Source organism: Paenibacillus sp. 1_12 (genome assembly GCF_900114475.1).
Classification (GTDB): Bacteria; Bacillota; Bacilli; order Paenibacillales; family NBRC-103111; genus Paenibacillus_S.
In genome coordinates, this window is record NZ_FOTE01000002.1 from 713,352 (window position 1) to 726,096 (window position 12,745).

A 12,745-nucleotide genomic window follows, 5' to 3' on the forward strand; every position below is an offset into this window, starting at 1 on the left:
TCCAGAATTGGTTTGTTTTGATGTTCGTGGATCCTCGTCAACTACCGGGGTTTGACTTCATTTTATTCGAAGATTTGAAATAAATATTGTTAAGAATCGTGATATCCACTGTGATTTCATGCTTCATATGCGGAAACCACTGGTTTTTCCAGTCTTTCATCTGACTCGGCGTCATGATTCTTCGAAAATATTGTCCGATGCCAAGGGAATCGGCTTTATAGGAATGCAGTCTTTGAATCAGCTTATCTCCTTTTTTTTCAATTTCTTCTTTGAGCAATTTGGCAATAACTTCGTCGGGTAAATTCTCCTTGTTCTCTGAAATCACCACGTCCAATTTCATCCGGCTTTTCATGCTTGGACCTGAAACTGTCCATTTGACCTTATGGCTAATGGATGCTTTCTTAATCAAGACACTGCTATTCTTCGCAACCTCTATCGTGCCTCCTGTGTACTTTCTTCGAAATGTATTGTAAATTACGTTTTCGTCCGGGGAAATTTCACCCACCATTTTATCCTTTCGCATAATCGCAGAGCCTTCAAAGTTATAGAGGGTGTCGGTTCCCTTACTGAGAATCGGTATAACCATATCCTGTGTATAAGAATTCGTATCTCGAAACGCTTCCCATAAACGAAGAATTGTAATATCGGGAGTCCACCCCGCCTGTTCACTGAAAAAATCATACGAGGACAGCTCCGGATTGGATTGGATTTTGTGGTGCATCGTCTGTTCGAAATCCCCTCTCACAATACCTACTAATCCTTTTACCGAAATATCGTTTGCCTGTATCCCATAATTGACAATGTCTTTGATATCTTTTTTCGTCAACTTTTCACATATTAGAAATAACCTTAAATGCAGCAGATCAACACTTTTTTCAGACTTCATACGGATTTCATCTATGGCTTTGTTAATCGTTTGCGCCTCACCCTCTAAATATTGAGAACCTTTCTTCTGAGGACTCGGAATCTGCAAAATAATTTTGTAGGGCTGATCTTCATTTTTACAAATCCCCATGACAACTGGCATGAGTCTTTTATTAATATCTTTGGTGTCCCAGCAGCTAGTGAGCATTCCCAAGCAGCCCAGACAGCACAGGAAGAGTCCGATACGGATGACGAAGCGAGGTATCACGCGGAATCCCTCCTATATTTTAAACTCATAATCCAAACCGTCAGCGGAATTACAATGATACTGTACAAACAAAAGATGGTATTCCATGCATTCATTGTATCCAGCCATTCCGTATTGACGATCATCGCACTAAGGACATAAGAAGCTATGCTTAATACAATGACTGCCCATCCTCTTTTTCGAAAAAAAAACAGCTTCTGCATGAGAGTTGTCATGATCCAAAATGACACTGCTGCTTCCACCATGGAAATAGCTATCGTAGAAATAATAAAAAAAGTAGGCAGCCAATCAAAGATAACCCATTCCATATCGACTGTATCCGAAGTTAACACGACGGGATAACGCAAATAAATAATGGATTCGGGTCCAAAAATGAGCAAGGGTACGTAAACGGCACATAGTGCAAAAAAGAAAAGCACCATTAAGACCATGATGGTATAGCGGATGCTTAACTTCATTTTGAGACCAATCATCCCAAGAAACAAAAAGCCGGAATGAGCGAAAAGCGCCGAATAGAATTCCGTTTTTGTAAAAAAAGTCATTCGTGCATCGAACAAAGGGAAAACTTGATGGAAATCAAAATTTTTAATGCTGCTCATTAAAGAAAACAAAATTAGAGGTACAGCGAAAATAGACACGACTACTGCACCTCGAGCAATAGATTGAATGCCTTTCCAGGCTACGTAGAATGGGATCGCATAAAGCAGCAGCAGAAACAACATGGGGGTTTTGGGCAGCAGCACGACATTAATCGAATCAAGCTCCATACGATGGACTATGCTGAAGTTCATAAATAGAAAAATAAAATACGGAATAAGGAGAACCCTTGCTACCCATCTTCCCGATATTCCAGTGAAAATGTCAATAATGTCCTTACATGGAAACATTGATATTCCTTTCAGATACACGCCTACAAAAAGTGCCTCTATCAAAAAACCGACCAGTATAGGTTCCCAACTGCCTTTATTTGCTGCTTCGATGATATTCACCGGATACATATAAAAAAACAAAGAAAGATGGACCAGAAAAAATAAAATGAAAACCAAATTTTTATTCATTAGATTCCCCTCTTTTTGCGGTAAAGCTTAAATAAGGGATTGAAAAGGTAGAAATGCTTCCCAAATAGAAGCACAGCAGTACGAGGGACGACATTAAACCTAATATTCCATAAAAAGCACTGAAAATAATAGCTACATATTTATACAATCGAATCGAAAGCGTATTTATATATGTACCCAATGAAAAATGTGCAATGGTTGTAGCCGCCACAATGATAATCAAAAAATTACTCATCAGTCTGGCCTGTACTACAGCTTCTCCCAGAATAATCCCGCCTACCATCGTGATCGTTGGACCGATACTTTTGGGAAGCCGAATACTCGCTTCTATGACCATTTCAATGATGATCAGCATGAGCAGGACTTCAATTAATACCGGATAAGGAACACCTTCCCTTGAATCTGTAATAGACACCGCCAGTTGAATTCTCAACAGCTCGGGATTTACGGCATTGAGGACCACATACAAGCCAGGCATGGAGATCGCTACTAACAATGCAATAAAACGTATGATTCGGTATAGAATCATAAACGGAAGCGGTTGATCTTGATCGGTCTTCACCGCCCAGAAATCCGTCACAATAGCTGGAAACGAAATCGCAAACGGAAAATGATCCAATAGGATCACGACTCGGCCATCCTGCAGGTAGCGCTTCGTCGCTACCGGAAGCTCAGAAGTTACATAGGTTGGAACTAGGCTGAAGCGAGGCTGCTTTAATGCTTTCAACAAAAGCTGAATATCGGAAATGTCCATCATTTTATTCTCATTTAAGCAATCCAAAATGAGCTTAACCATCTTCGGATTGGCCTGATCTTGTAGATAAAGAACCGACAAATCACGCGGATAATCACTCCCTAAGGAATGTGATTGAACAACTAAGTCTTTTGATCTCAGTTGATTGCGAATCAAACCTACGTTCATATTCATATCTTCCGTAAAAGCATCCATTGAGGTTTGGATGGGATTCTCGTTTTGAGGTTCCCCGATGCTTCTAGCGTTTTGAGGGTGTACGGGTTTGAATACGATATTCCCTATTCCATCCTGATCAAAAATAATCAGCATACCCCGCAATACGGATTGGATAAGCTCATCCAAAGACAGATTCACTCTGGCATTATAGGTCAAGGCCATATATGGAATCGGATCGATGTCATCTTCAGCTTGACTCAGTTGATTAACTATCAAATCCATCGTATTTTTAAAGTTAACTAATGATTGCAAATAACAAATATGTACTATTTTCTTGTTCAATATCGTTTCCGTGTAAATGAAATCGCCACTGCTCTCGAATATTTGCTTTAGTTGTATACAAGATACTGTCATGATCCCACCTCACCTATATATTGTGTTTTTTTCCATTTTTTTATTCACGACGAATAAGGCTAACTACCCAAATGGGCCTCAATTAGACGAAAGTTCAATCTATACGATTAGCGGCAGCAGTTCAAAATCAAGCAAGCAATCTAAATCATACTTTTTTTTATTCTAACTAAATTTATGTTTGAATTTTTTTTTGTTTGTGTTACTATTTTTGCAGGTGCTGCTTTTACATGAGTTACTTTTACATAAGGAGACCTTGATGAATAATGGAGTCTATTCGTGAAGATTTTGAGTTCTTTAGTGATTTGATTAAAGGTATTGCCGCTCAATTCGGGGATCAGTGCGAGGTCGTGCTGCATGATTTGACCGGAGATTATGAAAGCACCATCGTGGCCATTGAGAATGGTCATATAACCGGAAGGAAGGTCGGCGATCCCGGTACAAACCTGGGGTTGGAAATTTTGCGAGGCAGCCAAGTCAATGGAAATCGCTTTAATTACATTACACAAACCAAAGACGGCCGCATCCTTCGTTCTACTTCGTTGTACAAAAAAAACAGTGCAGGCACAACGATTGCAGCCATATGCATCAATTATGATGTGACCGATCTGATGATGGCTAAGCGAACGCTGGATTCGTTAACGACAGGTGGACAACAAGTAGATGTCAAAGAATCATTCGTCAGCAATGTGAGCGACCTGCTCGACGCACTGCTTCAGGAAGCCCAGGAGCAGGTCGGTAAACCTGTAGCCGCGATGACGAAAGAGGACAAAATGAGAATGATTCAGCTGCTGGACCAAAAGGGTGCTTTCCTGGTAAAGAAAAGCGGCGAGAAAATATGCAGCTATTTGAACATCTCCAAGTACACGCTTTACAGCTATCTGGAAGAAAGCAAATCTCAAGCTGAGAGGAATGAGGAGCAGGAATGAGCGAGGAAGCAAGCAAATCCATCGTAAACAACGAACCACAGACACCTTTTATTAGGATTGATAAGGCGATTATGGAGCGTAACATTCACAATATGGCCGAGGTTGCCCGCAGCAATCAGATTCAGCTTCGTCCCCATGCCAAAACACATAAATTGCCCTGGGTTGCTCATCAGCAGCTGAATGCCGGAGCTATTGGTATTACAGTAGCCAAAGTGTCTGAGGCTGAGGTCATGGCACAGCATGGGATTACGAATATTTTTATTGCTTATCCACTCGTCACGACTGATAAAATCGAACGCGCAATTCGACTAAGTAAACAAATCACATTGATTACAGCCGTAGACAGCCTAGTGGGTGCTGAACAAATGAACGAAGCAGCTGGACGCAGCGGGCATCAGCTTCAAGTCAGACTGGAGATCGACACCGGGCTGCGTCGGACGGGTGTACTGTATGATCAAGCACCGGAGCTGGCTGCTCGTATCCATAGCTTGGAGCATCTGCGGTTAACGGGGATTTACACGTTCCGTGGAGCGATTTACAACCAGAAGCCAACACTCGATTTGCAAACCGCAGGTGAGGACGAAGGCCAAATTATGGCCGATTTGGCTGCGCGGCTGCGTGCGAACGGCATTCCAATCGTCGATGTGAGTGTCGGCTCAACTCCAACAGGCATGTATGCAGCAGCCGTGAAGGGCGTAACCGAAATCCGTCCGGGAACCTATGTGTATCAAGACCGCATGCAAGCGAAGTTGGGCGTATGCAGCTTAGAAGATTGCGCTGGCAGTGTCTGGGTGACCGTCGTAAGTAGACCATCTGCGGATCTGGCTGTCGTCGACGGAGGCAGCAAAACTTTTGCCACTGATGTACAGCCTAATATCGAACCCCTGATGCTTCAAGGCTTCGGCCACATCGATGGCTTGGACGATGCCGTGCTGGAGCGGCTCTCTGAGGAACACGGTATGCTTCGCCTGGGTCCTAACTCGCAAAATGCCAACCTGCAGGTCGGCAGCCGACTGCGGATCATCCCAAACCATATTTGCAGCACTGTTAATCTGCATAATAAAGTGTTTTTCAGCGATGGCGCAGCCTTGCAGGAAATGACCGTGCTCGGGCGCGGGATGCTGGAATAGCCGCCGAATCTGATTATAAGGAGACGTTACTATGCTTGATCTCATATTGAAAAACGGTCGCATTGTGGATGGAACAGGAAATCCTTGGTTTCTAGGCGATATCGGCATTAAAGATGGACTGATTGCCGCAGTCGGTAGACTTGATCAAGAAGCACACAGCACGATCGATGTCCATAAGCAGGTCATCTCTCCCGGATTTATTGACGGTCACTGCCATTCCGATCTGATGATACTGGATCATCCCCATAGCGAAATCAAAATCCGGCAAGGTGTGACAACTGAGGTGGTCGGCAACTGCGGACTCGCCCCTGCCCCGTTTTTCCAACAGAATGCTGACCTGCTGCAAAGCTACGTCCAGCCTGTGCTTGGAAAAACCTCATGGGAATGGCCATGGGAAACCGTTCCCCAATATATGGATACACTCGCGTGTTCTGCTCCTTCGGAGAATATTGCTACATATGTCGCACATGGCTCATTGCGGATTGCCGTCATGGGCTTCGCCAAGCGCGATGCTACAGGGCAAGAGCTGCAGCTAATGAAGCAACTGCTTGAGGAAGGGCTTAAGGCCGGAGCTATCGGCTTCTCTATCGGACTGCTCTATGCTCCCGGCAGCTATACCTCCAAGGAGGAGGTTGCTGAGTTGTGCTCTGTTTTGCCCAAGTACAATGGGTTGTTCTCGACCCATATTCGCGGCGAAGGCAATAATTTGATCCCATCCGTTAAAGAAGTGATCTGGATTGCCGAGAAAACGGGCGTTTCCCTGCATATCAGTCACTTGAAAGCAGCGGGCAAGCGCAACTGGGGTAAGATTATGGAAGCGATGGAGCTGATTGAGCAGGCTCGTGCACGTGGACTTGACGTCACCTGCGATGTGTATCCGTATAACGCAGGCTCCACTACGTTAACGACTGTGCTCCCGCCATGGTCACTTGAAGGCGGCATAACCCGCGCTTTGGAGGTATGCCGAGACCCAGGTATGCGCAAACGTATTCGTGAGGAGCTAGGGCGCGAGCATGAGGATTGGGACAATCTGGTCTGCTCCACTGGCTGGCAAAGCATCTTCCTGTCAGCTGTTCATAACGAGAAGAACAAGCAGCTTGAAGGCAAGCATATGGAGGAAATTAGTGAAATAAGAGGCCTGCACCCCGTAGATTGCATGCTTGATTTACTGCTCGAGGAGGATGGGCGAATTTCGATTGTGTATTTTCACATGGCTGACGATGATGTGAAGCAAGTCGTTTGCTATGAACGGTCTCTCATCGCTTCCGACAGCCTGACGTGTGAAACCGGCAAGCCGCACCCGCGACTCTACGGCACCTTCCCAAGAGTATTTGCCAAATATGTGCGGGATGAAAAGGTATTGACTCTCGAGCAGGCAGTGCGTAAGCTTACTTCCTTCCCCGTGCAGCGCTTCAAGCTTGGCAAACGCGGCTTACTTGTGCCTGGATACGCAGCGGATTTGGCTGTGTTCGATCCGGACATCATCCAGGATCATGCCACCTTTGAAGACCCAAGGCAATATCCTGATGGGATTTCACAGGTTATCGTAAACGGCAAGCCAACCTTTGACCGCGGTCAGCATACGCACGCAAGAGATGGACAATTAATTCGAGCGCAGCACTGCTGCTTTCATCATTAATTTATATTTATGGAGGTCATTACAATGGCAAAGATTGAACAAAGATTACTGGAGCTTGGTATCATTCTCCCCCCGTCACCTGAACCACGATTTACTTATGTTCCCTGCGTTCAAACCGGAAACCTGATCTATTTGTCCGGTCAAGACTGCCGCATTAACGGCAAGCTGATGTACGAGGGCAAGCTGGGCAAGGATCTTACTGTAGAGCAAGGACAAGAAGCAGCCCGTCAGACGATTATCAATTGCCTGGCCGTAATGAAAGGGTATCTGGGTGATTTGGATCGTGTCGTACAAATTGTAAAAATGCTAGGTCTTGTCAACAGCGCACCAGGCTTCGCCGACCAGCCTTATGTAATGAACGGCGCGTCCAATTTACTGGTCGATGTATTTGGCGAAAGCGGCAAGCATGCAAGATCGGCTATCGGAACGAACGAGCTGCCCTTTCATACACCGGTCGAAATTGAAATCATTGCGGAAATACGCGATTGATAGGAGTAGGCTTCATTTTATTTGCTGCATCCTTTCATTTTGCATGTGCATGACTTTGTTGCTGTTAAAGTGTCTTTTCTTGGAGTAGGCTCTTGCCAACATGAATTCCGCTAGCAGCTGCTTGAGATAGAGAATGTGTTATGCCAGAGCAATCCCCGATCACATAGAGATGACTAACCTCCGTCTCAAATCGGGTATCCGTCTTGATTCTAGGCGAATAGAACTTTCCATCCAAGGCATAGAGCAGAGTATCCTCATCAATGGGTTGCTCCAATAGCTTTTCCAAAGAATCGAAAAAAAGTTGAACGGATTGAATGTAGAGATCAGGAACCTCCTGCCTTAAGCTGCCATAGTCAGCGGATAATGTGGGTGTAACTCTATTGTGAGACATCGTAGTAGCCGAGGTTGCCCTATTTTCCTGTAAATCTCCAAACCGCTGCGCCAAAATCCGATCTCCACCTTGATTAATGGCGCCGATTATGGAATGAACGTATTGGTTGGCTTCCTGTAGGGTTGAGAAATATCTCGGTACAAACAAAGTAAAATTCAGATTAGAAGACCCGTTTACCTGTTCCCGATAATTTTGGCCATCTGCCATGACCAGCCCGTCCTGATACTTACGGATAATTCTTCCCTTCGGATTCATACAGTACGTAGTAGCCGTAAAGCCTTCTCCAACATATTGCAGCTTCGTTTCAAATGAATCCTGAAGGATAGAATCGAGCTGATTACCAGGCATCTCTACACGAATACCGAGATCTACTCTTGTGAGATTTTGAAGGATACCTAAGGAAGCACATTGATCAGACAACCACTCGTTTCCGCTGCGGCCCGTTGCTAGAATGACTTTTTTTGAAAATATAGACTTGCTGTCGCCTGAAATGATTAATTCAAAATAATCGTCCTTTTTATGAATCCGACTCACTTCGGTTTGAAATCTAAAATCCATTGTAGTCTTTAATCGTTCGAACATTCGCTGCAGCACAGACTCCGACAGTCGAGTTCCCAGATGCCGAACTTTGGTGGAGAGAATCTCAAAACCAGCCTTTTTGGCCTTACGAACAAGGGAAGGATTTTCTGTGCTGTACATCACTGCTTGATCGCCGCCGTACTGACATAATGTATGATCTACCTCTTCCATCAGCTTAAGAGCGAAGTCATATCCCACCTTAGATTCAAGGTCACCTCCAAAATCATTGGTATAGTTATACTTCCCTTCAGACTTACCTAGTCCACCAAAACCTACATATTTGGCACAGGAATCACAATGACAACTTTCACCCCGATCTAAGGGACAGTCCCGTTCCTCCAAGCGTTTCCCAATGTCAATCATCAAGATGCGAAGATCCTTCTGTATCAAGGTGTGGGCAGCGAAGATTCCACTAACCCCGGCTCCAATAATTGTTATGTCGTACATAGCCGTCCCCCCTTTTTGTTTTATTTAATTTATAAGAATCCACATTGTATGGCCAACGGTCCCTTTCATTGAACACACTCAGTTTCTAACTTTAACAAATCGTTCTCATCTTAAGCAACATACGTTTTATGAAAGTCGGCGATCCATTCCAATTTGGAAAAGTATGCTACAATTATGGTAACGAAAGTATCGATGTTATATGTCAAAAAAGTACGTTCCATTCCAATTAACCAAAAGGAGATGCTAGTTGTATGCAGCTAATGAAACGTATTTACCAATTAAGTGGTGAGCCATATGGGCTTCATCCTAATGTGTATGCTGTATTGGGTGACGACGCGGTTGTACTTATTGATTGTGGAACGAACCATGTCGATCTCAAGGTTATAGACCAGAACCTACTAGAATGGGGGTTATCCGAATATCCGGTGAGCCAGCTTTTGCTTACGCATTCACATTTTGATCATAGTGGAAATGCTCATATTTTTAGTAAACGAGGTAGTGAGATTGTAGCAGGCTGTAGCGATGCCGAGGGAATTGAATGTGGTGACGAGCGGATTACATACTATTCCTACAATGATACATACATTACGTGCAAGGTCGACCGAAAAGTAAGCGAAGGTGATGTGATCCAAGCCGCCGGGTTGGAGTTTGAAGTCCTGCATGTTCCGGGGCATTCCCGCGGATCTATGGCTTATAGGCTGCGCATCGACGGCAAGACTGTTTTATTTACAGGGGATGCACTGATGGCAGGCCCTAATGGGAAGGCTAAATTGGGTGTGGCAGTAGGAGCGGATTACGATCCGGCACTCTATCTGGAATCGTTAAAACGTCTATCCCGAGTTGAAGCGGATGCTGTTCTGGGTGGACATTTTCACCCCTGCTTACGCAATGCTAATTTCTTATTGAAAAACGGTTATCGCACGGGTCTGTTTGAACTTCGAACTCTTACCACGCCAATCACCCCACATGTTTAAATAAAGAGTTGTGTACATATCTTATCCGTTCAAACGTTGAAAGGACAGACGAATTAAATTCGGCCTGTCCTCTCCTGTATAATTTCAGTATAAAGAACTCAACATTTTTCCGTTTGTTACTTCACGATTCCTCCAGAAACCAGTGGTACTTCTCCAAGTGCCCAGCTAATCATAAAATAAATAAACGGTGAGAAAATAACTATCCCCGTGAGAAGAATAAAAAGACCAAGTCCACTAAATTCCTTTTTCGATTCGGTATTTTTTGATAGTTCCATAGATCATACCCCGTTTCATTAATTATTAACTTTAGTTACTTATACGAATGATTATAGGTTGTTTAGTTGGATACGTATGTGATATACATCACTGTCGAGTGTTGTCACGCTTCATCCAACCCGCTGTTTCCAGTTGATGAACATCAAGCACTGATTCATTGTAAGAAAAACAAAAATACGGAAGAAGGCATTTTTGCCTTCCTCCGTATTCTTATTTAATAGGTGTCGTTTAACTTATTATTGAATCATACTCGCCAACTTAGCGAGGTCATTGATATCGATGATGCCATCGTGATTAAGATCCGCTATTTGGTATGTATTCCAGTTTGGATCGGCAGAGGTCTTTCCATAATACTTCGCCATAATGGCCAAGTCACCAATGCTGATCTTACCGTCTCCGTTCAAATCTCCCTCGATCCTTGAAATTTTCTAGGCGATGAATGTTTGCAAGGCTGCACTCAAATTCGTCTTGGCTTCATCCACTTGCTGTTGGGTGGACGTCATGTTGTTGGCCACCGCTTTAGCACTGTTAATAGCTGTCAGCAGCGTCGCTTTTGATCCTATCGGATAGTTGCCTACGTTAGTTCCTTCCACCGCCGTATCATGTTCGTTCTGGGCACTGGCAATAAGAACGTTCAAAGCTGCTTGGTCAACAACGATAATTTGTATGCTGCGGGAAACGTCGGTTAGTTGTGTTTCTACTCCATCCCCATTGGCGATAACCGTATTGGATAAGCTGATCGTTGTCGCCGCTGACGCAGCAATTGATTTGGCACGTAATAGGACTAGTAATCCACTAAATCCTCATCTGTGTTGTCGAATTTTTGACGATATAAACACAAATTAGGTAAAGAAAAACTGGCTATCACCGTCGATCATGGCAACATCGTAATCATAGCTAATTTCTACACAAAAAGGGCAGCACCCCAATGGAGTGCTGGCCCGATTCTTTGAATTGTTCGATCACGACGCCGATTTGTTGATTACTCAAGGCGTACAGCCACCTTCAAGATTTAGATAAACGTTGTAGAAGCTGCTCTCTTTGCTCTTCGTAGCCAGGTTTGCCTAACAACGCGAACATGTTGGTTTTATAAGCTTCTACTCCCGGCTGATCGAACGGATTGACACCAAGAAGTAATCCGCTGATTCCGCATGCCTTCTCAAAAAAGTATACCAGTTCGCCATATGAATATTCATTCAGCTCATCCATCTCGACCAGCAGATTCGGCACACCGCCGTCAACATGAGCAATCACTGTGCCTTGAGCAGCCTTTTTATTCACTTCATCCATCGTCATACCTGCAATGAAGTTTAATCCGTCCAAATTGCCTTCATCTTCCTGAAGCGTAATCTCCACACGCGGTTTCTTCACGGTAACGACCGTCTCGATCAGATCACGGCGACCTTCTTGAACGTATTGCCCCATCGAATGCAAGTCTGTCGTAAAATCAACGGCAGCCGGGAATAGTCCCTTTTGGTCTTTCCCTTCGCTTTCCCCGAACAACTGCTTCCACCATTCCGATACAAAATGGAGAGACGGCTCGTAGTTAACCAATAATTCAATCGACTTCCCTTTGCGATACAAAGCATTTCGCACAGCCGCGTATTGATAGCTCTCATTTGTGGAAAGATCGTCATTATTGTACTTCTGAGCTGCAGCTGCGGCACCTGCCATCATTTGGTCAATATCAAGACCCGCGGCGGCTATTGGAAGCAGCCCAACTGCGGTAAGTACGGAATAACGTCCACCTACATCGTCAGGAATGACAAACGTTTCATAGCCTTCTTCGTCAGCGAGCTGCTTCAAAGCGCCATGCGCACGATCCGTCGTAGCAAAAATACGTTCTCTAGCTCCTGCTTTGCCGTATTTTTTCTCCATGTAGTCGCGTAGTACGCGGAAAGCAATCGCAGGCTCCGTCGTCGTTCCCGATTTGGAAATCACATTAACGGAAATGTTCTTCCCATCAAGCAGCTCCAACAAATGAGTCAAGTAGGTGGAGCTTAATTGATGCCCGGCGAAATAAATTTGTGTTTTTCCGTCCATCTGGTTATGGAAGGTGTGCGACAAGGCTTCGATCGCAGACCTCGCACCTAAGTACGAGCCGCCGATTCCGATGACGATCAGTGCATCGGAATGGCTGCGAATTCGCTCTGCCGCTTGTTTGATTCTTGCGAATTCCTCTTGGTCGTAGTTGAGAGGCAAATCCACCCAGCCCACATAATCAGATCCTGGGCCTTCTTTGGCGTGAAGCATGCGATGAGCTTCTTTAACGAAGGGGCTGAAGTAATCAACCTCGTGTTTCTGCATAAAGGTTAACGCGTTGGAATAATCGAATGAAATTGTCATTTGAAAGCCACTCCTTTTAACCTGTGTTAGACAA

At 44.5% G+C, this 12,745-nt stretch carries 13 protein-coding genes; 5 read left to right on the forward strand and 8 right to left on the reverse strand.

The annotated features are described in order from the left end of the window. Window positions 1–37 precede the first annotated feature (37 nt). The 3 genes from BM210_RS07060 to BM210_RS07070 are packed head-to-tail and all read right to left on the reverse strand — an operon-like array spanning window position 38 to window position 3,514. Window positions 38–1,132 (reverse strand): Ger(x)C family spore germination protein, encoded by a 1,095-nt coding sequence (locus BM210_RS07060; protein ID WP_091165992.1) that lies wholly within the window; start codon window positions 1,130–1,132, stop codon window positions 38–40. Next, window positions 1,129–2,190: a GerAB/ArcD/ProY family transporter gene (locus BM210_RS07065; RefSeq protein ID WP_091165993.1), complete on the reverse strand. Its 1,062-nt coding sequence runs from the start codon at window positions 2,188–2,190 to the stop codon at window positions 1,129–1,131. Before BM210_RS07065 ends, BM210_RS07060 begins: the two co-directional genes overlap by 4 nt. Continuing rightward, window positions 2,183–3,514: a spore germination protein gene (locus BM210_RS07070; RefSeq protein ID WP_091165994.1), complete on the reverse strand. Its 1,332-nt coding sequence runs from the start codon at window positions 3,512–3,514 to the stop codon at window positions 2,183–2,185. Before BM210_RS07070 ends, BM210_RS07065 begins: the two co-directional genes overlap by 8 nt. A 263-nt stretch (window positions 3,515–3,777) precedes the next feature. Here BM210_RS07070 and BM210_RS07075 point away from each other — a divergent pair, with 263 nt between their 5' ends. From BM210_RS07075 to BM210_RS07090, 4 genes are read left to right on the forward strand one after another with little or no spacing between them, the layout of a single operon-like run. Next, complete coding sequence (locus tag BM210_RS07075; protein WP_091165995.1) at window positions 3,778–4,440, forward strand: helix-turn-helix transcriptional regulator; 663 nt, start codon at window positions 3,778–3,780, stop codon at window positions 4,438–4,440. Next, on the forward strand, window positions 4,437–5,570 hold the full coding sequence (locus BM210_RS07080) for an alanine racemase (protein WP_091165996.1): 1,134 nt from the start codon (window positions 4,437–4,439) through the stop codon (window positions 5,568–5,570). The genes BM210_RS07075 and BM210_RS07080 overlap by 4 nt, the downstream gene beginning before the upstream one ends. A 31-nt stretch (window positions 5,571–5,601) precedes the next feature. Continuing rightward, window positions 5,602–7,209: an N-acyl-D-amino-acid deacylase family protein gene (locus tag BM210_RS07085; protein ID WP_091165997.1), complete on the forward strand. Its 1,608-nt coding sequence runs from the start codon at window positions 5,602–5,604 to the stop codon at window positions 7,207–7,209. 24 nt (window positions 7,210–7,233) lie between these two features. Beyond that, window positions 7,234–7,698, forward strand: a complete 465-nt coding sequence (locus BM210_RS07090) for a RidA family protein (RefSeq protein ID WP_091165998.1) — start codon at window positions 7,234–7,236, stop codon at window positions 7,696–7,698. 64 nt (window positions 7,699–7,762) lie between these two features. On the opposite strand, the gene BM210_RS07095 is transcribed toward BM210_RS07090, so the two are convergent. After that, entirely contained in the window at window positions 7,763–9,115 is a 1,353-nt protein-coding gene (locus tag BM210_RS07095; protein ID WP_091165999.1) for an NAD(P)/FAD-dependent oxidoreductase, read from the reverse strand. Window positions 9,116–9,366: 251 nt separating this feature from the next. On the opposite strand from BM210_RS07095, the gene BM210_RS07100 reads away from it, so the two are divergent. Continuing rightward, window positions 9,367–10,089, forward strand: a complete 723-nt coding sequence (locus BM210_RS07100; protein WP_091166000.1) for an MBL fold metallo-hydrolase — start codon at window positions 9,367–9,369, stop codon at window positions 10,087–10,089. Window positions 10,090–10,205: 116 nt separating this feature from the next. On the opposite strand, the gene BM210_RS34675 is transcribed toward BM210_RS07100, so the two are convergent. The 4 genes from BM210_RS34675 to BM210_RS07110 all read right to left on the reverse strand — a co-directional run bounded on the left by BM210_RS34675 (window position 10,206) and on the right by BM210_RS07110 (window position 12,711). Beyond that, window positions 10,206–10,364: a hypothetical protein gene (locus BM210_RS34675; protein WP_177237678.1), complete on the reverse strand. Its 159-nt coding sequence runs from the start codon at window positions 10,362–10,364 to the stop codon at window positions 10,206–10,208. Between the two features lie 237 nt (window positions 10,365–10,601). Beyond that, entirely contained in the window at window positions 10,602–10,790 is a 189-nt protein-coding gene (locus tag BM210_RS34230; protein WP_177237692.1) for a dockerin type I domain-containing protein, read from the reverse strand. A gap of 3 nt (window positions 10,791–10,793) precedes the next feature. Then, window positions 10,794–11,003, reverse strand: a complete 210-nt coding sequence (locus BM210_RS34680; protein WP_091166001.1) for an FIVAR domain-containing protein — start codon at window positions 11,001–11,003, stop codon at window positions 10,794–10,796. A 367-nt stretch (window positions 11,004–11,370) separates the two neighbouring features. Beyond that, window positions 11,371–12,711, reverse strand: coding sequence for a glucose-6-phosphate isomerase (locus tag BM210_RS07110; protein WP_091166002.1), 1,341 nt, complete (start codon window positions 12,709–12,711; stop codon window positions 11,371–11,373). Window positions 12,712–12,745: the final 34 nt, after the last annotated feature.